The sequence below is a fragment of the Cupriavidus sp. BIS7 genome (genome assembly GCF_000292345.1).
In the GTDB taxonomy this organism is placed as follows: Bacteria; Pseudomonadota; Gammaproteobacteria; order Burkholderiales; family Burkholderiaceae; genus Cupriavidus.
Window position 1 is genome coordinate 66,273 of record NZ_ALOU01000093.1, and the last position, 26,030, is coordinate 92,302.

Consider the following 26,030-nt stretch of genomic DNA (forward strand, 5'->3'; position numbering starts at 1 on the left):
ACTGATATCGGGATGTACCAGGCGGCGGGGTGAAAACCCCGCCGTTTTGCTTATGCGTGCACCTTGCTTTCCGGATCCCCTACCCTTTGCCGACCCTCTTCCAGCAGGAAGTCGATGAACGCCCTGACCTTGGTTGGCAGGAACTTGCGGCTTGGGTAGACCACGCTTACGTCGCGGCGCGGCAGTTGGTATTGCGGCAGGATGTGGGTCAGCCGGCCCGCCTCGATATTGGGCCGCGCCAGATACGACGAAAGCATGGCAATGCCGAGGTTGGCCAGCGCGGCCTGGTGGGCCAGTTCGGCGTTGCTGCACAGCAGGCCGGGGCGGATCGGCACGGTGACTTCGCCTTCGGGGCCGGACAGCGTCCATTCGTGCTCGGCATTGGGTAGCCGCATGGCAATGGCACGGTGATTGGACAAGTCATGCGCGGTGCGTAACGGCGGGTGCTGGCGCAGATAGCCCGGCGACGCGCAGAGAATGACCTCGGCCGAGATCAGCGGCCTCGCCACAAGGTGCGAGCCGAGGCCGAGATCGGACAGCAACACGCCCACGTCTCGCCCTTCCTCGACGATATCGATCATGCGGTCTGAAAGCTGCACGTCGAAGACGACGTCGGGATAGAGCTGCTGGAAGCGTGCGAGCGTCTGCGGCAGCAGGTGCAGGCCGAACATGACCGGCGTTACCAACCGCAGCGTGCCGGATAACGACTGGCTGCGCGCCGTGACGACCGACTCGGCCTCCTCCACGTCTTCCAGGATCTGGGAGCAGCGCTGCAGATAGGTCTCGCCGGCATCGGTCAGCGACAGGCTGCGGGTGGTCCGGTTCAGCAGACGGGTTCCCAGGTGGCTTTCCAGATCGGCAACGTAGCGCGTCACAACCGCATTGGACATTTCCAATTGCTGCGCCGCACGGGCAAAACTGCCCAGTTCGACGACTTTCGCGAAGACGCGCATCGATTGAAGCCGATCCATGACATAGTCTCCCGATCCACCCGTGAACTTTTACGTGATCAGGGCGATTTATTGTTGAAACCACAACCAATCATTGTGGATGGCGCTATTTATTCATATCAGGGAAATGCCTAATATCGCTCCATCTGATGCCGCATCGCAGCAAGGTCCAGGACCACCGGCATCCTTGAGAGAGAAAGGATTCCACCATGAAGCGCCAATTCGCCCTGATCGCTGCCCTGACCGTTGCCCTGTCGGCAGCCCCTGCGTTCGCCAAGTCCAGCAAGTTCGACACGTACAGCGACGGCGCCCGCGCCGGCAAGTTTGACACTTACAGCGACGGCGCCCGTGCCGGCAAGTTCGACACGTACAGCGACGGTGCCCGTGCCGGCAAGTTCGACACGTACAGCGATGGCGCCCGCACCGGCAAGTTTGACACTTACAGCGACGGCGCGAAGATCTGATTCTTCCCCAGGCATTCCGCAAAAAGCCCGTACCTCCCCGGTACGGGCTTTTTGTTTTGGGCCTCCCGCTCTATGGGCCCAACTCTATGGGCCCAAGGATCCGAGGACGCTGCGGACAAAAGAAAACGGGCCACATGGGCCCGTGATCATCATTACTGCTCGACTCAGTCGTCGTGGTCGTGATGGTGGTGATGCTTGCTGCGCTTGTAGTGGCCGCGGTCGTACCGGCGATCGTCCTCGTACGAATTGTTGCGCGACACATTGCCGCCCAGCGCCGCGCCGGCCGCGCCGCCAAGGCCCGCGCCAACCAGGCCGCCAGCGCGGCCGCCCATCGCGTTGCCAGCCGCAGTGCCTGCACCGCCACCCAGTGCGCCACCTATGATGGCGCCAGTGCGTTCGCGACGATTCGAGGTGATGGCGCCACCGGCACCACCGCCCACGGCACCGCCGATCACGGCGCCGGTGCTGCCACCCAGCGCGCCGCCTACGGCAGCGCCAGCCACGCCGCCCAGGCCACCGCCAAGTGCATTATTCAGATCACCCCCTGCGAACGCCGGCAGCGCAGCCGCCGAAAGGGCAAGGGCCAGAGTCAGGTTACGAAGAGGACCGCGCGACATCGTTATTCCTTTATTTGCTATGTATCTGGATCGGGAGTGTAGAGAAGGAGCCTCACCGTTGCTGTAACGAGTTGTGAGGCCCTGTAACCCCCTGCAGAAACGGTTTCGAATCGTGAGAAATCGACGAAAAATCAGCGAAACATCGACGTTGCCGCGCAACACGGCCTGCCGCAACGTCACGGCCATCGAGACGGGCAACAAAAAAGGCGACCCGGACGGGGTCGCCCGGGTCGCCTTTCTTGCCTTCGTTGCCTGGCGCAGTGTCAGTCAGGCTAGCAGCACTTTCCTTGCCCCCCGCCGTACCGTGCTTCCTGACGCTCGCGGAAGAACTCCTCGTACGTCATGGGCGCGCGGTCCGGGTGGGTGCTTTCCATGTGGGCCACGTAGGTCTGGTAGTCGGGCAGGCCGACCATCAGCCGCAGCGACTGGCCCAGGTAACGTCCCATGTTTCCGATCTGTTCCAGCATGATGGCCTCCAGGTGATCAGTGCGACGCGGCCGAAGCCTGTGCCGGCATCGGCTCGAACGGCGTTTCGCGGTCCGTGCGCTTCGCGGCGCCCCGGGCCGACATCGCGGTCTTGAAGCCGTAGAAGACGATCGACAGCACCACGAACATGAACAGCGCACACAGGCCGGCGTCCAGGTAGTCGTTGAAGACGATGCGGTGCATCTGCTCCATCGTCTTGGCCGGGGCCAGCACCTTGCCTTCGGCAATCGCGGCGCTGAACTTCGACGCATGGGTCAGGAAGCTGACCTTCGGATCGGCATCGAACAGCTTCTGCCAGCCGGCGGTCAGCGTGCAGATCAGCAGCCAGACCGTGGGCAGCAGCGTCACCCAGGCGTACTGGCCGCGCTTCATCTTGACCAGCACGCAGGTGCCCAGCACCAGCGCCACGGCGGCCAGCATCTGGTTGGAGATGCCGAACAGCGGCCACAGCGTGTTGATGCCGCCCAGCGGGTCAACCACGCCCTGGTACAGGAAGTAGCCCCAGGCCGCCACGGTCAGCGCGGTGGCGATCAGGTTGGCCGGCAGCGAGTCGGTGCGTTGCAGGGCCGGCACGAAGCTGCCCAGCAGGTCCTGCAGCATGAAGCGGCCGGCACGGGTGCCCGCGTCCACGGCGGTCAGGATGAACAGCGCCTCGAACAGGATCGCGAAGTGGTACCAGAAGGCCATCATGGCCTGGCCACCCACCACCTGGTGCAGGATGTGGGCGATGCCGACAGCCAGCGTCGGCGCGCCACCGGCACGCGAGATGATCGTATTTTCGCCAACATCCTTGGCGGTCTGGATCAGCACGTCCGGCGTAATCACGAAGCCCCAGGTGGACACCACGTGCGCCACCGCTTCCGGCGTGTTGCCGATCACGGCTGCGGGACTGTTCATCGCGAAGTACACGCCCGGCTCGATCACCGATGCGGCCACCAGCGCCATGATGGCGACGAACGACTCGGCCAGCATGGCGCCATATCCGATGAAGCGCGCATGCGTTTCATTTTCCAGCAGCTTCGGCGTGGTGCCCGACGAGATCAGCGCATGGAAGCCCGACACCGCACCGCAGGCAATCGTGATGAAGAGGAACGGGAACAGGTTGCCCGACCACACCGGACCACCGCCCTGCGCAAACTGCGTGAAGGCCGGCATCTTCAGTTCCGGCGCGACGATCAGGATACCGATGGCCAGCGCGATGATCGTGCCGATCTTCAGGAACGTCGACAGGTAATCGCGCGGCGCCAGCAGCAGCCACACGGGCAGCACTGCGGCGATAAAGCCGTAGATGATCAGCATCCAGGTCAGCGCCTTGCCGTCGTACGTGAACAGCGGCGCCAGCGTGGCGCTTTCATGCACGTACTGGCCGCCGATGATGGCCAGCATCAGCAGCACGAAGCCGATCACCGACACCTCGCCAATGCGGCCCGGGCGGATGTAGCGCGTGTAGATGCCCATGAACAGCGCGATCGGAATCGTCACGGCCACCGTGAACGTGCCCCACGGCGATCCGGCCAGTGCCTTCACGACGATCAGCGCCAGCACGGCCAGGATGATGATCATGATCATGAAGCAGCCGAACAGCGCGATCATGCCCGGCACCGTGCCCATCTCGGACTTCACCAGGTCACCGAGCGAACGGCCGTCCCGGCGTGTGGAGATGAACAGGATCATGAAATCCTGCACTGCACCGGCAAACACCACACCTGCCAGGATCCACAGCATGCCGGGCATGTAGCCCATCTGCGCGGCCAGCACGGGGCCGACCAGTGGGCCTGCGCCGGCGATTGCGGCGAAGTGGTGGCCGAACAGCACCGCCTTGTTGGTCGGCACGTAGTCCAGGCCGTCGTTGTGGCGCCAGGCCGGCGTCATGCGTTTGGGGTCGAGCTGCATCACCTTGTCGGCGATGAAGCGGCTGTAGAAGCGGTAGGCAATCAGATAGATGCAGAGCGCGGCAACCACGATCCACAGAGCACTGACGGCCTCCCCGCGCGACAGCGCGACAGTGGCGAAGGCAAACGCGCCGAGTACGGCGACGGCCAGCCACAACAGATGTTGTCCGATGCGATTCATGTTGAAGGGTCTCCTCAGACCGGCTGAAAAAACCTGCGGCGACGGGAGGCGGGCAGCGGGGGGGGGCCGGATGGCGGCCGCTGACGATCGCGTGGATGAGTGTCTCCTGGATGTCTGCGGCGCCCGGTCTGTTTTCGTCTGGTCCGGATCTGTCGTGCAGGCAGGCAGTGCACCCGACAGCGAGGTTCGCCAGGACGAGTTAGCACCTACTGCGTCGAATTGCGCCAGGAGCCGGGTCCGGGAGCAATCCGGCGTGTAGTATTGACACCCGCCCTTGTCGGCACAAGCGCGAAACTACGCAACGCTTGCACGTAGTACTACGCAGATCGACGAGATCAAGCGGCCTTCCCGGCATCGGTGTTTACCCCCGGTTCAGATGAAACTCCGCCAAAAGATACTTTTGCTCGCTGTGGCGCCGCTGGCCGTTGCCATGTTCGGCATCGCGCTAGCCGTGCGTTATCAGGCCACGGCGCTTGTCCGTCACGAGCGTGCACTCGTGGAGGCCGCCTATCTGCAGAGCAAGGAAACCGAGCTGCGCCACTACGTGGAACTCGCCCAAAGCGCGATTGCACCGATGGTCAATTCGGGCCGCACGGACGCGGCCACGCGCCAGGCGGCAATGGATGCGCTGGCGCGGCTGGACTACGGCCCCGACGGATACTTCTTCCTCTACGACCTGCAGGGCCGCAATCTGATGCACCCGCGCCAGCCTGAACTCGTGGGCCAGGATCTGTGGCTGCTGCGCGATCCCCACGGTGCATTGACGATTCAGAAGCTGGTGGCTGCCGCCAAGGCTGGCGGCGGTTCGGTGCGCTACCAGTGGAAGAAGCCCTCGTCCCAGCAGGTGGCGCCCAAGCTCGGTTATGTGGTGGCTGTACCGGGCTGGAACTGGATGCTCGGCACCGGCATCTATCTTGACGATGTCGAAAAGACATTGCGCCAGCTCGATGCGCGCGCCGAGACCGATATTCGCGAAACGATGGCCTGGATCGGCGTGATCGCCGCCATCAGTATCCTGCTGGTGGCCGCCAGCGGCCTGGCGCTCAACGTCAGCGAGCACCGCGAGGCCGACGCCAAGCTGCGCCAGCTTGCCCAGCGCGTGGTGCAGTCGCAGGAAGACGAACGCGCGCGGCTGTCGCGCGAATTGCATGACGGTATCAGCCAGTTGCTGGTCTCCGTCAAGCTCGTGCTCGAAGCCGCGACGAACCGCATCCGCCTGGCGCCCACCGAAGGCGCATCGGTGGCGCCGATCCTCGGCATGGCGCTGAACCGGCTGGACTCGGTATTCAACGAAGTACGCCGCGTGGCGCGCAACCTGCGCCCTGCCCTGCTCGACGACCTGGGCCTCTACGCGGCGCTCCAGCATCTGGCGCGCGAGATGCAGGCCGGCAGCACGCTGACCGTCAACGTGACGCAGACCGGGCATCCGCGCGAACTGGCCGATGAACAGGCCACCGCGCTGTTCCGCATCGCGCAGGAAGCGCTGACCAACGTCGAGCGGCACGCCCACGCCGCGCACGTCGACGTGTCGCTTGAATTCTCCGATAGCGCCACACGCCTGACCGTGCGTGACAACGGCATCGGCTTCGACGTGGCCCGCATGCAGCTCGATCCACAACGCGGCATCGGCCTGCGCAACCTGCGCGAGCGGATGGCCGCACTGGGCGGAACCTTCGAGATCTTTTCCGCGCCATCGGGTACGCGGCTTGTCGCTGCCCTGCCGTTTTCTACTAATACCCCGCAGTCATGACCGATTTACACGACGACGATTCCGCAGTACGCGCCCCCACCGCACCGGCCCGTGTGCTGCTGATCGACGACCACGCACTGGTGCGCGACGGCATGCGCATGCATCTGACGCTACAGCCGGAACTGGAAGTCGTGGGGGAGGCAGACGACGGCGAGGCCGCGCTGGCCTGGCTGGCGGCGGCTGGCGCCGGGCGGATGCCGGATCTGGTGATTACCGACATCGGCATGCGCGGAATGGGCGGCATCGCGCTGGCTGGCGCGTTGCACGAGCACTATCCAGAACTGGCCGTGCTGATTGTCTCGATGCACGACAACCTTGAGTATGTGCGGCAGGCGATCCGTGCCGGCGCACGTGGCTACGTGCTCAAGGATGCGCCGGCCGACGAACTGCTGGCCGCAATCCAGGCAGTGCTGGCAGGCCGCGTGTTCTACAGCGCCCGCATCGCGCGCGGCATGGCCGCGCAGGACGTGAGCCCGCTAGACGCGCTGACCCCGCGCGAGCGCGACATCCTCAACGGCATCGGCCGGGGACAGGCCAACAAGGACATCGCGTCCCAACTTGGTGTATCGGTGCGCACCGTGGAGACACACCGGCTCAACCTGAAACGCAAGCTCGGCATCGAGGGGCGGGCAGAACTGGTGAAGTACGCTGTGCAGCAGCTCGGGATCGACGTGGAAGGGAACTAGTGTGGAAGGGAGGCAGGAGGGATGAGGCTCCCCTCTCCCGCGCGCGGGAGAGGGGAGAACACCGACTGAAACTCAGGCGGACAGGCGCTTGGCCAGTGCGTCCTTGGTTTCCGCCAGCGCCTGCGGCAGGTTGTGCTTGAGCTGGGTGAACAGTTCGTCGTGCAGCGCCAGTTCCTTCAGCCATGCGTCATGGTCGATCGACGTGACCTGGTTGAACTGCTCGGCCGTGAAGGCCAGGCCGCTCCAGTTCAGGTCCGTGTAGCGCGGCGACGTGCCGAACACGTGATCGGCGCCTTCGCCATGGCCTTCCACGCGGTCGATCATCCACGACAGGACGCGCATGTTCTCGCCGAAGCCCGGCCACACGAAGTTGCCGTCGGCATCCTTGCGGAACCAGTTCACGCAGTAGATCTTCGGCAGCTTCGCGCCAGCGGCTTCCAGCTTCTTGCCCAGCGCGAGCCAGTGGCCGAAGTAGTCGCTCATGTTGTAGCCGCAGAACGGCAGCATCGCGAACGGATCGCGGCGCACCACGCCTTGCTGGCCGGCAGCGGCTGCGGTGGTTTCCGAACCCATCGTGGCGGCCATGTAGACGCCTTCGGTCCAGTTGCGGGCCTCGGTCACCAGCGGCACCGTGGTGCTGCGGCGGCCGCCGAAGATGAATGCGTCGATGGCCACGCCAGCCGGGTTGTCCCAGTTCTCGTCGATCGACGGGCACTGCGAGGCCGGGGCCGTGAAGCGGGCGTTCGGGTGGGCGGCCTTGGCGCCGGTGGTCTTGGCGATCTCGGGCGTCCAGTCCTTGCCCTGCCAGTCCACCAGGTGGGCCGGGGCTTCCTTCGTCATGCCTTCCCACCACACGTCGCCGTCATCGGTCAGCGCCACGTTGGTGAAGATGACGTTTTCCTTGAGCGTCGCCATGGCGTTGAAGTTGGTCTTCTCGCTCGTGCCCGGGGCCACGCCGAAGTAGCCGGCTTCCGGGTTGATGGCGTACAGGCGGCCGTCCTTGCCCGGCTTGATCCAGGCGATGTCGTCGCCGATCGTGGTGACCTTCCAGCCCTCGAAGCCCTTGGGCGGGATCAGCATGGCGAAGTTGGTCTTGCCGCAGGCCGACGGGAACGCGGCGGCCACGTGGTACTTCTTGCCTTCGGGCGATGTCACGCCGAGGATCAGCATGTGCTCGGCCAGCCAGCCTTCGTCACGGCCCATCGTCGAGGCGATCCGCAGTGCAAAGCACTTCTTGCCCAGCAGCGCGTTGCCGCCGTAGCCGGAGCCGAACGACCAGATCTCGCGCGATTCCGGGAAGTGCACGATGTACTTGGTCGGGTTGCACGGCCACGGAACGTCCTTCTCGCCGGCGGCCAGCGGCTTGCCCACGGTGTGCACGCACGGCACGAACTCGCCGTCGGTGCCCAGTACGTCAAACACGGCGCGGCCCATGCGGGTCATGATGCGCATGTTGACGGCCACGTATGGCGAATCGGACAGTTCCACGCCGATATGGGCGATCGGCGAACCGAGCGGGCCCATCGAGAACGGCACCACGTAGAGCGTGCGGCCACGCATGCAGCCGTCGAACAGGCCGTTCAGCGTCTGGCGCATTTCGGCCGGGGCGATCCAGTTGTTGGTCGGGCCGGCATCTTCCTGCTTCTGCGAGCAGATGAAAGTGCGGTCTTCGACGCGCGCCACGTCGGACGGGTCCGACAGCGCCAGGAACGAGTTCTTGCGCTTGGCCGGGTTCAGGCGGCGCATCGTGCCGGCGGCGACCATCTGTTCGCACAGGCGGTCATATTCTTCCTGCGAGCCGTCGCACCAGTAGATCTGGTCTGGCTTGGTCAGTGCGGCGATATCGGCAACCCAGGCGACCAGTTTCTGGTTCTTGACCCAGGCCGGCACGTTCAGTGCCGGAGTGCCTTGCATGGTGGGGTGGTTCATACAGCAGCTCCAAAGCGAAAAAGAAATCTTGCAACGTCCGATCGGCAGTACGCGGAGGAGTGGGGCTGGGAATGCGGGCCGGGCCGGCTGCCTGCCGCGTTTGGCATGGCGCACTTGCCTTCTGACCGTGACATCCCGTTACAACTCGGCGGCGACCAAATCCTTGCAAATGGTCGCGGGGGGCCCTGCTGCTGCGATACAGTTGCGCTTCGCCTGCTTTTGGCGGGCGACAGGGGCCGGGCGGGCATTGTCCGGCGACGAACAGGGAGCGGGAGGGTGGCTCGACCGCATTGTCTCGTCGCGGGAGCGGGCAAGGATACCATTGCGCGGAAGACCTGTTTTTTGCTGCGCAGCATTGTCCCCCCTGTCAGAATGCCTGTACGCCACCGCTGCGGATCGTCGCAGCACGGGTCGGGGACAACCATGTCTCCTGTCAATGTTGCGTCAGGGAAGCCAACAATACTGTCGGTCGCACGCTGATTCTGTGGTCGTGCGCACCAAGCCCCGAGGTCAAAGAGTCACCGATGAAAATTGCAGTTCTCGACGATTACCAGGACGCCGTGCGCAAGCTGCCGTGCTTCGCGTTGCTTGAAGGGCACGACGTCAAGGTCTTCAACAACACCGTGAAGGGCGTGGGCCAGCTTGCCGCACGCCTGTCCGACGTGGAAGCGCTGGTGTTGATCCGCGAGCGCACGCGTCTGACGCGCCAGTTGCTCGAGAAGCTGCCCAAGCTCAAGATCATCAGCCAGACCGGCCGGGCGGGTAATCACGTCGACCTCGAAGCCTGCACCGAACGCGGTGTGGCCGTGCTGGAGGGTGTTGGCTCGCCCGTGGCGCCCGCCGAACTGACCTGGGCGCTGATCATGGCCGCCCAGCGCCGCATTCCGCAGTACGTGGCCAGCCTCAAGCATGGTGCCTGGCAGCAGTCGGGCCTGAAATCGACGACGATGCCGCCGAACTTCGGCCTGGGCCAGGTGCTGCGCGGGCAGACGCTCGGCATCTGGGGCTACGGCAAAATCGGCCGCCTGCTGGCGGGCTTTGGCCGTGCGTTCGGCATGAACGTGCTGGTCTGGGGGCGCGAGGCCTCACAGCAGGCAGCCCGGGAGGCCGGCCTGAACGTGGCGGAGTCGGTCGAACAGCTATTTGCCGACTCCGACGTGCTGTCCCTGCATCTGCGTCTGAACGACGAGACGCGCGGCATCGTCAAGCTGGCCGACCTGCAGCGCATGAAGCCCACGGCGTTGTTTGTGAACACCAGCCGCGCCGAACTGATCGAGGAAAACGCCCTGGTGGCGGCGCTGAACCGCGGACGCCCCGGCATGGCGGCCATCGACGTGTTCGAGTCCGAGCCTATCCTGCAGGGTCACGCGCTGCTGCGCATGGAAAACTGCATCTGCACGCCGCACCTGGGCTATGTGGAGCGCGACAGCTACGAGCTTTATTTCCGCACGGCGTTCCAGAACATCCTGGACGTACTGGCCGGCAAGCACGACAGCATTGTCAATCCCAAGGCGCTGACCCCCGTCCTCACCCGCTGACCCGCTGACCTTTCGCAACACGCACCCATTCGTTTCACAAAATAGTTGGAACGTGGGTGCGATGTGCCTATTATTCCCCTTGGCCATGGGCCTTTGGAGAGAGCCGAGTCCGTGGTCGGACCGTTGCCTTGCGTAGGCAATTCGGAACACAAATGCCGGAGGAGAGGTGAAATGACCGTGCGAAAGCTTCCCGCAGTTGGTTTGGCCGTAATGGTGGCGCTCTTGTCCATGGGCGCAAGCGCCCAGCAAGCCCCACAACCGCAACCACAAGCTCAACAAGGATCGGCGGACCAGGTGCCTCCGATACCGCCGACGTCCGAAGCCAAGGCCATGATTTCCGAGAAATTCAAGGCTGCGGATACCAACCATGACGGCAAGCTGACCCGTGAAGAAGCCAAGGCGGGCATGCCGGAGGTCTACAAGCACTTCGACCAGATCGACGTCAAGAAGAAGGGCTACGTGACCGCTCGTCAGATTGGTGCGTACTGGCAATCGAAAACGCAGAAGCAGATGCAGAAGGAAAATCCCATCTGGAACTGAGCCTCCAGACCCTGCCGGATCGGCGCCTGAAGCCGCGCTGAATCCGGTTTGAACCTTGCTGGCGGCGGATGCACGTGCCAATGCACGTGCGTCTGTTTCCCCACATTTCACGCGCTCAATCGAGCGGTCAAGTCGGTACACTCGGTGCAAAGCCTAAGCGCGCGCAGCAGCAAGCGCGTATCGCCCCGCACACGCAAGGAGAGCGTACCGTGGCCGAATCCGATCCGCGTCCGAACCCGGCAGGCGCCGGCGGCACGGCCATAGGCCGGGTGCTCGCCGTCAACGTCGGCACGGCCCTGCCGCTTGTGGTGGCGGGCGCCGGCACCGAAGCGGTGGTGATGTCGGCCATCCGCAAACACCCGCTCAGCACGTTGCATCACCCGATTGCGGTAGGCGTGCACCGGCTCGGCATGGCTGGCGACGAACAGGTCGATCGCACCGTCCATGGCGGCCCTGACCGGGCTGTCTATGCCTATCCGATCGAACACTACACCTGGTGGAATACGCGTCGCCGCGAGGCCGGCGTGGAGGAAGCCGACCGCCCGCTGGCGTTCGGCGCGCTGGGCGAGAATTTGACTACGCAGGGTTTGCTCGAGTCCGGCTTATGGGTCGGCGATCGCCTGCAGATCGGGGAAGTCGAATTTGTGGTGAAAGCGCCACGCCGCCCGTGCTACAAGCTCAATGCTGTGCTGGGCTATGCGCATGGCGTGCGCGACATGCAGCACAGCGGCTTTACGGGCGTGTACCTCGGCGTGCTCCACCCGGGAGTGCTACGCGCCGGCGACTCCCTGATCCTGACGCCCGGGGCGCGTGAAATCCGGCTCGAAAGCCTGATCCACCGCGACGACAGGCACGACAGGCAAATCCCACGTTAGTCCGGAGTGGCCAACATTGGCTTTTCTGCTAATGTTTCCAGGCCCATACAAGCAGTTCTGCCATCCCTCCTCTGCTGGCCAGACATTCACATCCTGCGATGCTGTAATGGGTTGTAATACAACGTGCTAGCCTGAAGCGGCCGAGGCGCGGTACTACTAGCGGTTTGCGCGGACAAGGCCGGTTGCATGAAGCCGGTGTCAGGGGAGTCGCGCGCCGTGCAGTAATTGAAGGTCCTCACACTTATGAAAACAGACGGGATCGACCAGCCGAAGGGCTTTGTCGATGGCAACTGGAGCGCGGCCGCAGGAACGGGCCGTGGTCGGATTTCGCCCTGGCCGGCCATTCTGGTCGTGCTTGCAATCGGCGCCGCCGGCTGGTTTGGCTGGAAGACCTGGTTCGCGCCGAAACCTCCCGCGAAGGGGCCGGCAGTGACGACGGTGGCCACGGCGATCGTCCGGCAGGGCGACATGCCGCTGGAGGTAACTGCCAACGGCAACGTCATGGCGATGCAGACCGTCGAGGTGCGTCCGCAGGTGTCCAGCACCGTGCGTACCGTCCATATCAAGGAAGGCCAGTCCGTAAAGCCGGGGGATCTGCTGTTCTCGCTGGACACGCGCATGGACGAGGCCAATCTGGATAAGGCCCGCGCCCAGCTCATGCGTGACCAGGCCGATCTGGCCGATGCCCGCCGAACGCTGGCGCGCAGCCAGGAACTGCTGCAGCGCAATTTCATCTCGCGCAGCGCCGTGGATACCGCCCAGGCCAAGTTCGATGGCTTCGAAGCCACCATTCGCGCCGATCAGGCGGCCATCGAGGCCAGCCGGGTGGCCATCAGCTATGGCACGATCCGCGCGACGATCGGCGGCCGGACCGGCGTCATCAATGTCTTCCCGGGCTCGCTGGTCACGCCGACCAGTGCCACGCCGATGGTGATCGTGGCGCAGATCGCGCCGATCACGGTCATGTTCACGCTGCCCGAGCGCCAGCTCGCCGCCTTGCGCGAGGCGCTGCGCGCCGGGCCGGTTTCGGTAACGGCCCTGCCCAACGACGGCAGCAAGACGCCGGTGACCGGCAAGATCACGTTTGTCGACAATACCGTCGATCCGCAATACGGCAGCATCCGTGTCAAGGCGACGTTCGACAACGAGGAGCATCGACTGTGGCCTGGCACGTACGCCAGCGTCAGTGCAACCGTGCAGGTGCTGAAGAACGCGTTGTCCGTGCCTCCGCAGGCCGTGGTGACGGGGCCCGAAGGCCGCTTCGTCTACATCGTGCAGCCTGACAACAAGGTGGCGCGCGTGCCGGTGCAGGTCGTGGCCACCACCGCTGCAGCCGCCGTGATCGAGGGCGTGCAGCCCGGCGCGCGCGTGGTGACAGAGGGCGCGCAGAACCTGCGCCCGGGCGCTCTTGTGCGGGAAGCCACCGCACGTGGCGCCTCGGCTCCCGCCGCCGCAAACAAGCATTGAAGCCATGACGCTGTCCGAGCTCTGTATCCGCCGGCCCGTCATGACGGTGCTGCTGTGTCTGGCCGTGATCGTGACCGGCATCGTGCTGTATCCGACGATTCCGATTGCGGCGCTGCCAAGTTTCAATTCGCCCGTGATCCAGGTCACGGCCACGCTGCCGGGGGCCAGCCCCGAGACCATGGCCGCATCGGTGGCCACGCAGCTGGAAAAGCAGTTCGCGACGATCCCGGGTGTCTCGGTGATCAGTTCGTCGAACACGCTCGGCAACTCGAGCATCACGATCGAATTCAACAACGATCGCGACATCGATGCCGCCGCCGTCGACGTGCAGGCCGCGCTGTTCCGCGCGCAGCGGTCGCTGCCGATCGAAATGACGCTGCCGCCGTCATACCGCAAGGTGAACCCGGCCGATGCGCCGGTGATCCTGCTGGCGATCAACTCGCCTTCGATGAGCCTGGGCGATCTGAACGCATTCGGCGACAACCTCATTTCGCCCACACTGGCCACGCTGCCCGGCGTGGCGCAGGTGCAGGTGTACGGCCAGAAGCGCTTTTCCGTGCGCGTGCGCGCTCACCCCGACGCACTGGCTGCGCGCGGCCTGACGCTGGACGAACTGGCCACCGCGCTCAATCGTGCCAATGCGAACACGCCGGTCGGCACGCTTGATGGCGCGCGCCAGATGCTGACGATCCAGGCCAATCGCCAGATGACCAACGCGGACGCATTCCGCAACATCATCGTGGCCAGCCAGCCCAGCGGTGCCGTGGTGCGCCTGTCTGACGTGGCCGAGGTGGAAGACAGCGTCGAGACGATCAAGGCCGGCAGCTGGCTCAATAACGAGCGCTCGATCGTGCTGGCTGTGCAGCGCCAGCCGGACGCCAACACCGTGGCCGTGGTCGATGCGATCAAGTCTGCCTTGCCGCGTCTGCTGGCGCAGATGCCGGGGTCGGTCAACGTCAACGTGGTGAACGACCGTTCGGTGTCGATCCGCGAGTCGATCCACGACGTGCAGTTCACGCTGGCGCTGACCGTGGCGCTGGTGGTGATGGTGATCTTCCTGTTCCTGCGGCGTGCGGCGGCGACGCTGATTCCCACGGTATCGCTGCCGATCTCGCTGATCGGCACCGTGGCGCTGATGAAGGCGTTCGGCTACAGCCTGGACAACGTGTCGCTGCTGGCCATTACGCTGGCCGTGGGCCTTGTGGTCGACGACGCGATCGTGATGCTCGAGAACATCGTGCGCCATATCGAGGAAGGCGTGCCGCCGCTGAAGGCCGCGCTGGTGGGCTCGCGCGAGATGGGCTTCACGATCCTGTCGATCTCGATCTCGCTGGTGGCCGTGTTCATCCCGATCTTCTTCATGCCGGGCGTGATCGGCCTGCTGTTCCACGAGTTCGCCGCCGTGGTGTCGCTGTCGATCCTGGTGTCCGCGCTGGTGTCACTGACGCTGATCCCGATGCTGTGCGCGCGCTTCCTGTCAGCCGAGAACGTGCCCGTCGATGAATCGCAGCATGCCTATGGCGATCACGCCGCCGGCGCGCCCGCGCATCGCGTGCAGCAGAAGCAGACGCTGGGCATGCGGTCGACGCAGTGGTTCGAGGACCTGTTCGAGTGGACGCTGCACAAGTATGCGAGCGGGCTGGACTGGTGCCTGGCCCACCGGCGCGTGGTGCTGGCCGTTGCCGGGCTGACGTTCGTACTGACCGCCGTGCTGTTCGTGAAGATTCCGAAGGGCTTCTTCCCCGAGGAGGATATCGGCCAGATCCAGGTCAACGCGGAAGGCCCGCAGGATATTTCGTTCGACGCGATGGCCGAGCGCCTGCGCGACGCTGCCGAGCGCATCCGTGCGAACCCGTCCGTGAAGAGCGTGGTCGCGTCGATCGGCGGCGGTCCGTCCCCCGCCATCAACACGGGCCGCATGTTCGTCGAACTGAAGCCGCTGGGCGAGCGCCCGAAGATGCCACAGGTGTTGGAGTCGCTGCGCAAGGATGTTGCCGGGGTGCCGGGGCTGGCGGTCTACTTCTCGCCCGTGCAGAACCTGCGTCTCGGTGGCCGGCAGAGCAAGAGCCGCTACCAGTACACGCTGCAGAGCGTGAAGCCGGGGCAACTGCAGGAGTTCAGCGACAAGCTCATGGCGAAGATGCGCGCCGAGCCGATTTTCCGCGACGTGACCAGCGATTCGCAGCAATCGGGCCTGGAAGCGCAACTGACGATCGACCGCGACAAGGCCAACGCGCTTGGCGTGCAGATGCAGGATGTGCGCACCGCGCTGTACACGGCGTTCGGTGAACGCCAGGTGTCGACGATCTATACGCCGATCGACAACTACTACGTGATCCTGACCGCCGCCGATATCGATCGCGCGGACGAGACCGCGTTCTCCAAACTCTACGTGCGCAGCAAGACGGGGCAGATGGTGCCGGTGTCGGCGTTCGCCACGACCGAGCGTCGCGTGGGCCCGATCGCGGTGAACCACCAGGGGCAGTTGCCGTCGGTGACGGTGTCGTTCAACCTGGCCCCCGGCGCCGCGCTGGGCGATGCGTCGAGGCTGATCGACCGCTATCGTGACGAGATCTCGATGCCGACCGCGATCTTTACGAGCTGGGGCGGCGACGCAGCCGTGTTCCAGTCGTCGCAGGCCACGCAAGTGGTGCTGCTGGTGGCGGCCATCGCGGTGATCTACACGCTGCTGGGCGTGCTCTACGAGAGCTACATCCACCCGCTGACGATCCTGGCGGGCCTGCCCTCGGCGGCCATCGGCGCACTGGTGACGCTGTTCCTGTTCAACGTCGAGCTATCGCTGATTGCCACCATCGGCGTGCTGATGCTGATTGGTATCGTCAAGAAGAACGCGATCATGATGATCGACTTCGCGCTGGCCGCACAGCGCGAACAGGGCATGGCGCCTGCAAAGGCGATCCGGCAGGCGTGCCTGCTGCGCTTCCGGCCGATCATGATGACGACGTTTGCCGCGGTGATGGGTGCGCTGCCGCTGGCACTGGGCCTGGGCGCGGGCGCCGAACTGCGCCAGCCGCTCGGCCTGGCCGTGGTCGGCGGGCTGTTGTTCTCGCAGGTCATCACGCTGTTCATCACGCCGGTGATCTACCTCGCGCTTGACCGTTACTCGGGTACGGGCCCGCTGCAGATCGACTCGGAAGGCAATCCGCTGGAAGACAAGCAGCCTGCGATGGCGTCGCACTGACGGCGGATTTCGCCGTATCAAGCCGGTTCCCGAACGCAGCGGAACCGGCGCGCCCTTCTCCCCAAAACCACAAATTTCGACAGCCCTTTCCGCGGAGGGCTTGTCACGTCTCTCGTAAACAAGAATAATTCTCGTTATCAACGGCAGGGCTGCCATTCAACGATACAAGGCTCGCCGACTCACGCCAGCCAGCCCATCGCCTCCCGACGCACGCGGTTCTCGACCGTGATCCGTCGCCGCCAGCCAGCGTTTCGTTTTTCTACAGGGGAAAATCCGATGAAACGCTGTTACCTGGCGCGCCGCCTGCGCGCCTCTGTCCGGGTCACGCCGGCCGCCGCGGTTTGCGCCACGCTTTGCACGCCGCTATGGGCCGAAGAAGTCCAGCAACTTCGCGAGGTGGTCGTTACGGCCACGCGTACGGAAGAACGCGCCGACGACGTGGCGTCGACGATCACCGTCGAAGACGCACGCATGATCGAACACTCGATGCCGGTCGATGAGACCGGACTGTTCGCCGACGAGCCGGACATCGACGTGCCGCGCGACCGCCGCCGCTTCGGTGCCGGCAGCATCAACATCCGCGGCATCGAGGACAACCGCGTGCTGCAGATGGTCGACGGTGTGCGCCTGCCGGATTTCTATAATGGCGGCGGGCCGTCGAATATCTCCACGTCGACGCGCGATGCTCCCGAGTTCTCGTTCCTGAAGCGCGTGGAAGTGTTGCGCGGGCCGGCGTCGAGTCTGTACGGGTCTGACGCCATTGGCGGCGTGGTGTCGTATGCCACGAAGGATCCATCGGATCTGATGCGCGGCAAGTCGGTCGGCGGCGAAGTCGGCCTGAACTGGAATGGTATCGACAATGGCTTCGGCCAGACTGTCGGCGTGGCCGGCGGCAACGACTCGATCCAGGGTTTGTTCATGTACGCGCACCGCAGCGCGCACGAGATGAAGAACATGGGCGGCGACGATTCGGTATCGGTGTCGCGCAGCACGCCGAACCCGCAGGACGTGGAATCCAACGCCTACCTCGGCAAGATCGTGCTCAGTGCCACGCCACGGCAGCGCTTCCGGCTGACGTACGAACATCGCGACGCCAGCAGCAGCACGGACATGCTGCGACTGTCCCGTTCTCTGCCGCGCGTGACATCGGCCAACGGCACGGAAGATCTTGAGCGCGACCGCGTATCGCTCGACTACGAATGGCGCCCCGAGAACGGTGTACTCGATCGCCTGGTTGCAGCGATCTACTATCAAAAGAGCCACACCACCAACAACACCAACCAGGTGCGTAGCCGCACAAGTAGCGCTTGTTCCGGCACCAGGCCGGGCGCGAACGTGTGCAACGTGGCGCTCGGTTTCGGTTTCGAGCAGCAACAGACCGGTTTCAACGTCCAGGCCGACAAGTCGTTCCACACGGGCAGCGTGGAGCATCGACTGATTGGTGGTGTCGACGTCATCCGCACCGAGTCCGAAGAGTATCGCGACGCCAACGTCGCCAATATCACCGCCGGCACCGGCACGAAGTCGCTGGCGGGCGAGACCTTTCCACTTCACGACTTTCCCAAGGGCGAGACGCGGCAGGTGGGCGTCTTCATGCAGGACGAACTGCGCTTCATGCATGGCCGCTTCACGCTGACGCCGGGCCTGCGCTTCGACCACTATTCGCTCGGACCTGACGACGATCCGCTCTACAACAGGGTCGCCGCGAAGCCGGCGATCAGCAAAAGCGACTCCAACCTGTCACCGAAGCTCTCTGCGCTGTGGCAAGCCACCGATCGCATCAACGTCTGGGCGCAATACGTCTTTGGGTACCGTGCACCGAACTACCGGGAGATCAACGGCAGCTTCCGCAATCCGGTGCAGGGCTATGGTGCCGCGCCGAACAGCGATCTCGATGCCGAGAAAAGCCGCTCGTTCGAAGTCGGTGTGCGCTATTCCGACGAGAACGTTCAGACCAGTGTGGCCGTATTCGACAACCGCTACAGGGACTTCATCGAACAGATTCAGCTGGCTTGTCCGTCCGACCCCGCATGCCTGCCGGGCATGCGCGCCACCTATCAGTTCCGCAACCAGGCAAGGGTGCGCATCTACGGCGCAGAGTGGCGCGGCGTATGGCGCTTCCTGCCGCAGTGGCGCGTCGATGGTGCGGTGGCCTATGCACACGGCACGAACGAGCAGAAGGACCAGCCGCTCAACAGCGTGTCGCCACTGCGCGCGGCGGCGGGTCTGACGTGGGAGCCGTCGGTCAGCGAAGGGCCAGGTGCCGCATTGCGCTGGCGTGGTGCCAAAGCTGTCACGCGGACTGACGACACAACCTTCACGTACTTCAAGCCAGGCGGCTATGGCGTGGTCGATCTGCAGGCGTGGTGGCGCCTTGGCAAGCGCGCCACGCTGACGTTGGCCGTGAACAACCTGTTCGACAAGAAGTACTGGCTCTGGGGCGACGTGCGCCAGACCGGCGTTTCCGCGACGGAACCAGGCCTCGACTTCTACACGCAGCCCGGCCGGACCGTTGCCGCTAGCGTGAAAGTGATGTTCTGAGACGCAGGAGGAATGATGTCCTCACAATCGGCATCAGCAAGATGGCTGGCGTTCTTCGGCATCGTGCTGCTCGTGATTACGGCACAGATCGCGCAGCACCCGCTCAAGCCGTTCATGCACAATGATGACGTCACGATCAAATGGCGCAATGCCGGCGCCGGTGCAAACGCAACAAGAGATCGCACAACCATGATCCGTTTTGTAGCCTGTTTCGCAGCGGCGGCGATGATAGCCGGCTGCGCATCGACCGGGCCTTCGCCAGATTCCCTGAGCCAGCAGTTCACAGGCAAGTCCTATGTGCTGCTGGGCGAAGTCCACGACAACGCGGCAGGCCAGCAGCAGCGCTTGCAGGCGCTGACGCGCGCCGTGGAGGCCGGCTGGCGCCCTGCAATCGCTATGGAGCAGTTCGATCGCGAGCGGCAGGCTGACATCGATCGCGCGCGCCACGAACGGCCGCGCGATGCGGAGTACCTCATCGTCCAGGCGTCTGGTCTCAAGAGCGGCTGGGACTGGGACCAGTACCGCCCGGTGGTGGCACTCGCGCTGCAATACGACCTGCCGCTGCTTGCGGCGAACCTGTCACGCGCCGATGCCGCGAAGATCGTGCGCGGCGGACTCGGTGATGTTTTCGATCGCGCACAACTCGGCGCGCTCGGTCTGGACAAGCCACTGCCGGCGGACCTTGTCGCATCGCAGACGGCCGAGCTTGAAGCTGGCCATTGCGGCCATTTCCCGACATCGATGCTGCCGGGGATGCTCAACGCCCAGGCAGCGCGCGACGCGGTCATGGCGCAGACGATGAAGACGTATGCCGATCGTGGCGTGGTGCTGATTGCCGGAAACGGTCACGTGCGGCGCGACCTTGGCGTGCCCCGATGGCTGAACCGTGATGGCAGCCGCGTGCTCAGCGTCGGCTATGTGGAAGCGCAGGGAAATGTCGAAGGCTTCGACGAACTGGTGCGCGTTCCCGCCGTGGAGCGGCCCGACCCCTGTGCCGATGCGGTGATGCGCAAGTAGGTGCCGAACGCGCGTGCGGGCGCGCGTGATGTCATGCGTCCGGCTCGCTGTGCGCCGCCAATGGCAGGCTCAGTTCCGCGCGCACGCCGCGCCCCTGTGCACCCTCTTTCAGGACCACGGCACCGCCGAAGCGCACCGCCATCTCGCGCGAGATGGCCAGGCCCAGGCCCGAGCCGGTCTCCGTGTTGCCAACCCTGCGATAGAAACGCGCGAACACTTTCTCGCGTTCCGGCTCGGGAATGCCGGGGCCATCGTCCTCTACCGCCAGCGTTGCGCTGTCTTCGACCAGTGCAGCCGAAAGCGTGATGCGGCTGCCGCGCCCCGAGTACTGGATGGCGTTGTGGACAAGATTGGCGAATGCCTCGCGCAACAGCGCCGGATCGGCCTGCACCGGCAGTGCGAGTCCGGCGGGCCGTTCCCATCCGAAATCCTGCTGCTTGCCGCGCGCAAGTGGAAGGTAGTCGAGCGCCACCTGCTCGGCCACGCCAATGGCGTCGATGACGTCCACTTCCGCCGCCGGTGAGGGGCCATCCTGCGTGTGCTGACGGACGCGCGCCAGCGCCAGCAACTGGTTGGTCAGGCGCGCGGCTTGCTCGAGCTGCTTGACGATGCCCCCAACCGCTTCGGTTGCGGCCGTGTGCGCTGCGCCATCGCTATCGGCTATGTCAAGCTGGCGCTGGGCAAACTCGGCCTGTGTCTTCAGGATGGCCAGCGGTGTGCGTAGCTGATGCGCCGCATCGGCGATGAACTGCGTCTGGGCCTGCGCCATCGCATCGGAGCGCGACACGTGCAGGTTGACCGCATCGACGAGCGGGCGCACTTCCACCGGCACGTGCTCGAATTCGAGCGGTGTCAGGTCTTCCGCCGAGCGTGCGCGCACGTCGTCGCGTACCCGCTGCAGCGGCCGCAGCACGTACGTGATGCCACCCACCAGGATCAGCGCCGAAGCGACGATCAACGCCATGTCGCGCAGCAATGCGCTGCGCCAGACCTTGCCGATCAGCGCGGCACGCGGCTCGGCCGTCTCGGCCACCTGGATGATCACGCGCATGTGGGCATCCGGGCGATAGATCGGGCGCGCCATGGCCGCGATGCGCACCGGATCGCCACGATAGGTGGCATCGTAGTAGCGCGGCTGGTTGTTCAGAAGCGGCCCGGGCGGAAGCGGGAGATCGTCATAGCCGGTGACGGTTGCGATCCGGCCTGCGCGTTCCGTCGACACGCGATAGAACACATGCGTCTGCGCCGCGGTCTCGAACATCTCCATGGCGGCATCCGGCAGCGATAGCTGGATGCTTTCGCCGGCCATGCCGACAGCGTTGTCGATGGTCAGGACGGAGCCGTACAGCGAGCGGTCATAGGCCGTGTTGGCCGCGTCGCGCAGCGTGCCGTAGGTGAACCAAGTGTCGACGGCCATCATCAGCGCCAGCGCCGGCACCAGCAGTATCAGCAGCTGGCGCCGCAGGCTGCCGCGCAACCACGACCGCACAGGCAGGCGGCGCGGCCACATGTCAGGTTTCGCTCTCTGGCTCGAGCAGGTAGCCGAATCCGCGCAGGGTGACGATTGTCACGCCGTGGCCGGTCAGCTTCTTGCGCAGGCGATAGACCAGCACCTCGATCGCGTCGGGGCTCACATCGGCATCGAGCGAGAACACCTTGTCGAGTAACTGGGCCTTCGTCAGCGGCTGGCCGCTCCTGGCCAGCAACGCGCCCAGCAATGTCGATTCGCGCGGTGTCAGGGACAGCGGCGCGCCACCCAGCGTGAAGCTGCGTGTCTCGCCGTCGAAGACCAGTGCACCGCATTGCAGGCGCGGATGCGCCCGGCCGCGGCTGCGCCGGATCAGCGCCAGGATACGGGCTTCGAGTTCGGCAATCGCGAACGGCTTTGGCAGGTAGTCATCGGCCCCGAGATTGAGGCCGCGCACGCGCTCATCCAACGTGTCCTGCGCAGTCAGGATCAGCACGGGGGTACGATCGTCGCGGCCGCGCATGGCCTTCAGGACGGCGAGCCCGTCCTTGCCCGGCAGGCGCAGGTCAAGCACCACGGCGTCATATTCTTCAGCCATCAGGCGTGCCTCGGCCTTCAGGCCGTCGGTGACGTGCTCGATCACGAACCCGCCCTGCTCGAGCGCGCGCGTGACCCATCGGGCCAGTTCCACCTCGTCTTCCACCAGCAGAATGCGCATGCCGGACCTCCTCTGCCCGCTCTCGATCTGTACGCGAGGTAGCCCCCGCGGGCGCCTATGATACCGCCGCCTTGCCGGTCGGTGTCGCCGGGCGCCAGCCTATAATGGCGGCGCCCCATTTCGTGTTCAACACGCGTGCCTACCGTGCCTGAATCCATGCCGCCCTCCGTTCATGCCACACGCCGTCAGCTGCTGCTGGCGGGCGCAGCCATGGCCGCGGGGGTCCCGGCATTCGCACAGCCTTCGGTACGTGTTCCGGCGGGCTATCCGAGCGACTACATCGAGGTGATCGCCCGCGCGCAGCGCGAAGGGTCGGTCATGGTCTATAGCTCGACCGATCTCGAGATCGCGCAGCCGCTGATCGACGCATTCGAGGCGCGCTACCCCGGCATCCGGGTGCGCTACCAGGACCTGAACACGATCGAACTGCACGACAGGTTCCTGTCGGAAAGCGCAAGCCTGGGCCCGAACCGGCCCGCGCGGGCCGCGGATTTCGCCGACGTGCTGTGGAGCACGGCGATGGACCTGCAGATCAAGCTCGTCAACGACGGTTATGCCCAGCGCTACGAATCGCCCGAGCGCGATGGCCTGCCCGGCTGGGCGGTCTGGCGCGATGAAGCGTTTGGCACCACGTTCGAGCCCGCGGTGATCGTCTACAACCGCAAGCACTTTGCCGGCACCCATATCCCGGGCAGCCGCAGCGGCCTGGCGCGGCTGCTGCAGGAGCGTTCGCCACAATGGCGTGGCAAGGTGGTGACCTACGATGTGGAGCGGTCCGGCGTCGGGTACCTGCTGGCGCAGCAGGACGCCCGCATGGGCAGCGAGTTCTGGTACCTGGCGCAGGCACTGGGCCGTGCGCGCGTGCAGTTGTCCGCATCGACCGCCGACATGATCGAACGTATCGCCAGTGGAGAACTGGTGCTGGGCTATAACCTGCTTGGCTCGTACGCGCTGTCCCTGATGGAGCGCGGGGCGGGAATCGGCGTGATTGCACCGCGTGACTACACGCTGGTGATGTCGCGCGTGGCGTTTATCGCGCGGCAGGCGCCGCGGCCGCATGCGGCGCGATTGTGGCTGGATTTCCTGCTGTCGCGCGAAGGACAGGCGCGGCTCGGGCAGTCGACATCACAGCTCTATACGGTTCGTACCGATTCCGACAGCACCCACACGGCCAACGCGCTGGCAGAGCGCCTGGGCTACGCGCTCAGGCCGATCAGCGTCGGCCCGGGCCTGCTGGCCGGGCAGGATGCGCTGCGCAAGAAGACGTTTATCGCGCGCTGGCGCGAAGCCATGCGCGGCTAGGTCAGTCGGCCAGTGCCTGCTGCGGCTGGGGCTGGCGATCGCACAGCGCCGCCATTTCCGCATCGAGCGGCGCCATCGGGCGCGGCACATAGCCCACGCGCAGCGCTTGCGACAGCCGCAGCGTATCGACGAAGGCATCGGCCAGTCGTTCGGCTTCGTGGTTCAGATCGAAGTCTTCCGGGGAAAACAGCCAGTGGGCCAGCACGCCGCCGATTGCGGCGTGGAACGCGTTGACGGCTAGCGGCAGGTCGAGTTCGGCGGGAAGCTGGCCGCGCTCCATGGCCAGGCGCAGGTGCTCGCGCATCTTCACCATGCCATCCTGATGCGATTGCCGCTGCCGTTCAAAAATGGCGCCGTTGTCTTCGACCATCTCGCACTTGTGGAAGATGATCTCGAACACGCGGCGCCACTGGGGATTGGTCACGGTCTGGCGGAACACGAAAGCGCAGATGTCGCGGATGCCGCCAAGAGGGTCTTCCTGCGTGGCAAGGCGCTCTGGCGAGCACAGGGCCTCGACGGGAAGGTTGACGCGGTCGCACATCGCGGCGAACACATCGCTCTTGTTCTTGAAGTGCCAGTAGATCGCACCGCGGGTGACACCTGCCGCCTCGGCAATGTCCGCCAGCGACGGGCGCGCCACGCCGCGGGCGTGGAACACGGACTCGGCCGCATCCAGAATCCGGTTGCGCGTCTCTTGCGCTTCTTCCTTGGTACGTCTGACCATTTCCTCTCTCCCCGGACGGTGGGGCCGTCGGGTCTCCAAACGCCCTGCCCGATAGGGGCATGGACGGATCTCTCCAAATTGCGCTAGGGCACTGGGCGGGGCGCATCGTACCGTGAATGGAACAATCATGCTCGAATCGCACGAGCATTCCACTGCACGCAACCATCGCCAGGTGTTGTAATCGGCCCAAATTACAATGCGGGACTTACATACATGCGCGAATGTATCTATACTAGCCGCCTGCCCGGGATTCGGCCAACCTGATTTTTGTGACGGCTCGCACGCAAAGTGACGCAGCCGCAAAGCCTGACCCGGGAAATCCTGCCTGTTTAAACAAACGTTCCAGCGAGCTGCCGGTTGTCGTGCGGCGCCTGGGAACCAGCAAGACCTGTTTGGCCGCCACGCCCCGCCCCCGGGGTGTGTTGGCCTGCGACCGTTGCGTCGCAGGCGTTGCGGCAGATCTCAAATTGCCATCATGGGGTTATCGATGAGGAAGTCCCGACAAATCCGTAGCGTTGCCGCCGCCGTGGCGGCACTGGCGTTGTCCGCTTGCGGCCAGAAAGCCCCCCAGGGCGGCGCGATGCCGCCGCCGGAAGTCGGCGTTGTGACCGTCACGCCGTCTGCTGTTGCCGTCGTCAATGAATTGCCGGGCCGTCTGGAAGGTGTGCGCACCGCCGAGGTACGCGCCCGTGTGGAAGGTATCGTGCTGTCGCGCAACTACACCGAAGGCGGTGAGGTGAAGGCCGGTCAGGTGCTGTTCCGCATCGATCCTGCCCCGTACCAGGCACAACTGGCCTCGGCCAAGGCCCAACTGGAGCGCGCCGAGGCCAATGCCGTCTCTGCACGCCAGAAGGCCGAGCGGTACAAGCCGCTGGTTGCCGCGAACGCCGTCAGCAAGCAGGAATATGACGACGCCGTGGCCGCCGCAGGCCAGGCCAATGCCGATATCGCCGCGGCCAAGGCGGCCGTGACCACCGCGCAGATCAACCTTGGCTACACCACGGTTACCGCGCCCATCTCGGGCCGCGTGGGCCGCGCGCTGGTTACCGAAGGCGCACTGGTCGGCAAGGGCGAAGCCACCAGGCTGACCACGGTCGAGCAGGTCGATCCGATCTGGGTGACCTTCACACAGCCGGCCACCGAAGTGGCGCGCCTGCGCCGCGCCATCGAGTCCGGCCAGGTCAAGGGCGTGAACGGCGGTGCGCGTGTGCACCTGTTCCCGGAGGGCAGCGACAAGGAATACGGCATGACCGGCAAGCTGCTGTTCTCCGACATGACCGTGGACCCGACGACCGGCTCGATCACGCTGCGCGCCGAGTTCCAGAACCCGAAGCGCGAACTGCTGTCGGGCACCTTCGTACGCGTGAAGATCGAACAGGGTGTCGATGAAAAGGCGCTGACCGTGCCGCAGCGCGCGCTGATCCGCAACGCCCAGGGCGCAAGCGTGCTGGTGGTGGGCGACGACGGCAAGGTGGCCGCGCTGCCGGTCAAGGCACCGCAGGCGATCGGCGATCGCTGGGTGGTGACCGAAGGCCTCAAGGGCGGCGAGAAGGTGATCGTCGAGGGCCTGCAGAAGGTCCGGCCCGGCGCGCCTGCCAAGGCCGTGCCGTTCCAGAACCCGCAGACCGCGGCTGCTCCCGCATCGGGCGCAGGAGCGGCGGGCGGCAAGTCGGAAGCCAGCAA

The 26,030-nt window shown here is 65.0% G+C and carries 20 protein-coding genes; 12 read left to right on the forward strand and 8 right to left on the reverse strand.

Features of this window, described 5'->3' with window-relative positions; genetic code table 11:
* Positions 1–50: 50 nt before the first annotated feature.
* A complete protein-coding gene (locus B552_RS0125680; RefSeq protein WP_019451930.1) occupies positions 51–971 on the reverse strand; it encodes a LysR family transcriptional regulator in 921 nt (306 codons plus the stop codon).
* Between the two features lie 188 nt (positions 972–1,159).
* Between B552_RS0125680 and B552_RS0125685 the strand changes: the two genes are divergently transcribed.
* Positions 1,160–1,414 (forward strand): hypothetical protein, encoded by a 255-nt coding sequence (locus tag B552_RS0125685; RefSeq protein WP_019451931.1) that lies wholly within the window; start codon positions 1,160–1,162, stop codon positions 1,412–1,414.
* 164 nt (positions 1,415–1,578) lie between these two features.
* On the opposite strand, the gene B552_RS0125690 is transcribed toward B552_RS0125685, so the two are convergent.
* The 3 genes from B552_RS0125690 to B552_RS0125700 all read right to left on the reverse strand — a co-directional run bounded on the left by B552_RS0125690 (position 1,579) and on the right by B552_RS0125700 (position 4,590).
* Entirely contained in the window at positions 1,579–2,031 is a 453-nt protein-coding gene (locus B552_RS0125690; RefSeq protein ID WP_019451932.1) for a hypothetical protein, read from the reverse strand.
* 272 nt (positions 2,032–2,303) lie between these two features.
* The gene (locus tag B552_RS0125695) at positions 2,304–2,498 is read right to left on the reverse strand and encodes a YbdD/YjiX family protein (protein ID WP_019451933.1); all 195 of its coding nucleotides are present in this window, start codon (positions 2,496–2,498) and stop codon (positions 2,304–2,306) included.
* Between the two features lie 16 nt (positions 2,499–2,514).
* On the reverse strand, positions 2,515–4,590 hold the full coding sequence (locus B552_RS0125700) for a carbon starvation CstA family protein (protein ID WP_019451934.1): 2,076 nt from the start codon (positions 4,588–4,590) through the stop codon (positions 2,515–2,517).
* A gap of 376 nt (positions 4,591–4,966) precedes the next feature.
* Here B552_RS0125700 and B552_RS0125710 point away from each other — a divergent pair, with 376 nt between their 5' ends.
* Both B552_RS0125710 and B552_RS0125715 read left to right on the forward strand, forming a co-directional pair.
* Positions 4,967–6,340, forward strand: a complete 1,374-nt coding sequence (locus B552_RS0125710) for a cache domain-containing protein (protein ID WP_026036051.1) — start codon at positions 4,967–4,969, stop codon at positions 6,338–6,340.
* Entirely contained in the window at positions 6,337–7,026 is a 690-nt protein-coding gene (locus B552_RS0125715) for a response regulator transcription factor (RefSeq protein WP_019451937.1), read from the forward strand. Before B552_RS0125710 ends, B552_RS0125715 begins: the two co-directional genes overlap by 4 nt.
* Before the next feature lie 72 nt (positions 7,027–7,098).
* On the opposite strand, the gene B552_RS0125720 is transcribed toward B552_RS0125715, so the two are convergent.
* Positions 7,099–8,955, reverse strand: a complete 1,857-nt coding sequence (locus tag B552_RS0125720; protein WP_019451938.1) for a phosphoenolpyruvate carboxykinase (GTP) — start codon at positions 8,953–8,955, stop codon at positions 7,099–7,101.
* Between the two features lie 524 nt (positions 8,956–9,479).
* Between B552_RS0125720 and B552_RS0125725 the strand changes: the two genes are divergently transcribed.
* From B552_RS0125725 to B552_RS0125755, 7 genes are all read left to right on the forward strand, one after another.
* Positions 9,480–10,493: a D-2-hydroxyacid dehydrogenase family protein gene (locus B552_RS0125725; protein WP_019451939.1), complete on the forward strand. Its 1,014-nt coding sequence runs from the start codon at positions 9,480–9,482 to the stop codon at positions 10,491–10,493.
* A gap of 171 nt (positions 10,494–10,664) precedes the next feature.
* Positions 10,665–11,033: a calcium-binding protein gene (locus B552_RS0125730; protein ID WP_026036052.1), complete on the forward strand. Its 369-nt coding sequence runs from the start codon at positions 10,665–10,667 to the stop codon at positions 11,031–11,033.
* A 209-nt stretch (positions 11,034–11,242) separates the two neighbouring features.
* Positions 11,243–11,908, forward strand: a complete 666-nt coding sequence (locus B552_RS0125735) for an MOSC domain-containing protein (RefSeq protein ID WP_019451941.1) — start codon at positions 11,243–11,245, stop codon at positions 11,906–11,908.
* 243 nt (positions 11,909–12,151) lie between these two features.
* Positions 12,152–13,375, forward strand: coding sequence for an efflux RND transporter periplasmic adaptor subunit (locus tag B552_RS0125740; RefSeq protein ID WP_019451942.1), 1,224 nt, complete (start codon positions 12,152–12,154; stop codon positions 13,373–13,375).
* A 4-nt stretch (positions 13,376–13,379) separates the two neighbouring features.
* The gene (locus B552_RS0125745) at positions 13,380–16,577 is read left to right on the forward strand and encodes an efflux RND transporter permease subunit (RefSeq protein ID WP_019451943.1); all 3,198 of its coding nucleotides are present in this window, start codon (positions 13,380–13,382) and stop codon (positions 16,575–16,577) included.
* Positions 16,578–16,853: 276 nt separating this feature from the next.
* Entirely contained in the window at positions 16,854–19,118 is a 2,265-nt protein-coding gene (locus B552_RS0125750) for a TonB-dependent hemoglobin/transferrin/lactoferrin family receptor (RefSeq protein WP_019451944.1), read from the forward strand.
* A 189-nt stretch (positions 19,119–19,307) separates the two neighbouring features.
* Positions 19,308–20,135 (forward strand): ChaN family lipoprotein, encoded by an 828-nt coding sequence (locus tag B552_RS0125755; protein ID WP_026036053.1) that lies wholly within the window; start codon positions 19,308–19,310, stop codon positions 20,133–20,135.
* Between the two features lie 31 nt (positions 20,136–20,166).
* Here the strand turns inward: B552_RS0125755 and B552_RS0125760 are convergent, their stop codons facing one another.
* Both B552_RS0125760 and B552_RS0125765 read right to left on the reverse strand, forming a co-directional pair.
* Positions 20,167–21,645 carry a sensor histidine kinase gene (locus tag B552_RS0125760; protein WP_019451946.1) on the reverse strand — a complete coding sequence of 493 codons (1,479 nt, stop codon included), beginning with the start codon at positions 21,643–21,645 and terminating at the stop codon, positions 20,167–20,169.
* Between the two features lies 1 nt (position 21,646).
* Positions 21,647–22,321, reverse strand: a complete 675-nt coding sequence (locus B552_RS0125765; protein WP_019451947.1) for a response regulator — start codon at positions 22,319–22,321, stop codon at positions 21,647–21,649.
* Positions 22,322–22,531: 210 nt separating this feature from the next.
* Between B552_RS0125765 and B552_RS0125770 the strand changes: the two genes are divergently transcribed.
* Positions 22,532–23,623, forward strand: a complete 1,092-nt coding sequence (locus tag B552_RS0125770) for an extracellular solute-binding protein (protein ID WP_237718371.1) — start codon at positions 22,532–22,534, stop codon at positions 23,621–23,623.
* Between the two features lies 1 nt (position 23,624).
* Here the strand turns inward: B552_RS0125770 and B552_RS0125775 are convergent, their stop codons facing one another.
* The gene (locus tag B552_RS0125775) at positions 23,625–24,347 is read right to left on the reverse strand and encodes a TetR family transcriptional regulator (RefSeq protein WP_019451949.1); all 723 of its coding nucleotides are present in this window, start codon (positions 24,345–24,347) and stop codon (positions 23,625–23,627) included.
* 487 nt (positions 24,348–24,834) lie between these two features.
* Between B552_RS0125775 and B552_RS0125780 the strand changes: the two genes are divergently transcribed.
* On the forward strand, positions 24,835–26,030 hold a 1,196-nt coding region (locus B552_RS0125780; RefSeq protein WP_035880344.1), incomplete at its 3' end, for an efflux RND transporter periplasmic adaptor subunit.

Bases quoted from the DNA above. Each gene is read 5' to 3' on its own strand.
- B552_RS0125680 (WP_019451930.1), bottom strand. From the start codon at position 971: ATGGATCGGCTTCAATCGATGCGCGTCTTCGCGAAAGTCGTCGAACTG.
- B552_RS0125685 (WP_019451931.1), top strand. From the start codon at position 1,160: ATGAAGCGCCAATTCGCCCTGATCGCTGCCCTGACCGTTGCCCTGTCG.
- B552_RS0125690 (WP_019451932.1), bottom strand. From the start codon at position 2,031: ATGTCGCGCGGTCCTCTTCGTAACCTGACTCTGGCCCTTGCCCTTTCG.
- B552_RS0125695 (WP_019451933.1), bottom strand. From the start codon at position 2,498: ATGCTGGAACAGATCGGAAACATGGGACGTTACCTGGGCCAGTCGCTG.
- B552_RS0125700 (WP_019451934.1), bottom strand. From the start codon at position 4,590: ATGAATCGCATCGGACAACATCTGTTGTGGCTGGCCGTCGCCGTACTC.
- B552_RS0125710 (WP_026036051.1), top strand. From the start codon at position 4,967: ATGAAACTCCGCCAAAAGATACTTTTGCTCGCTGTGGCGCCGCTGGCC.
- B552_RS0125715 (WP_019451937.1), top strand. From the start codon at position 6,337: ATGACCGATTTACACGACGACGATTCCGCAGTACGCGCCCCCACCGCA.
- B552_RS0125720 (WP_019451938.1), bottom strand. From the start codon at position 8,955: ATGAACCACCCCACCATGCAAGGCACTCCGGCACTGAACGTGCCGGCC.
- B552_RS0125725 (WP_019451939.1), top strand. From the start codon at position 9,480: ATGAAAATTGCAGTTCTCGACGATTACCAGGACGCCGTGCGCAAGCTG.
- B552_RS0125730 (WP_026036052.1), top strand. From the start codon at position 10,665: ATGACCGTGCGAAAGCTTCCCGCAGTTGGTTTGGCCGTAATGGTGGCG.
- B552_RS0125740 (WP_019451942.1), top strand. From the start codon at position 12,152: ATGAAAACAGACGGGATCGACCAGCCGAAGGGCTTTGTCGATGGCAAC.
- B552_RS0125745 (WP_019451943.1), top strand. From the start codon at position 13,380: ATGACGCTGTCCGAGCTCTGTATCCGCCGGCCCGTCATGACGGTGCTG.
- B552_RS0125750 (WP_019451944.1), top strand. From the start codon at position 16,854: ATGAAACGCTGTTACCTGGCGCGCCGCCTGCGCGCCTCTGTCCGGGTC.
- B552_RS0125755 (WP_026036053.1), top strand. From the start codon at position 19,308: ATGATCCGTTTTGTAGCCTGTTTCGCAGCGGCGGCGATGATAGCCGGC.
- B552_RS0125760 (WP_019451946.1), bottom strand. From the start codon at position 21,645: ATGTGGCCGCGCCGCCTGCCTGTGCGGTCGTGGTTGCGCGGCAGCCTG.
- B552_RS0125765 (WP_019451947.1), bottom strand. From the start codon at position 22,321: ATGCGCATTCTGCTGGTGGAAGACGAGGTGGAACTGGCCCGATGGGTC.
- B552_RS0125770 (WP_237718371.1), top strand. From the start codon at position 22,532: ATGGCCGCGGGGGTCCCGGCATTCGCACAGCCTTCGGTACGTGTTCCG.
- B552_RS0125775 (WP_019451949.1), bottom strand. From the start codon at position 24,347: ATGGTCAGACGTACCAAGGAAGAAGCGCAAGAGACGCGCAACCGGATT.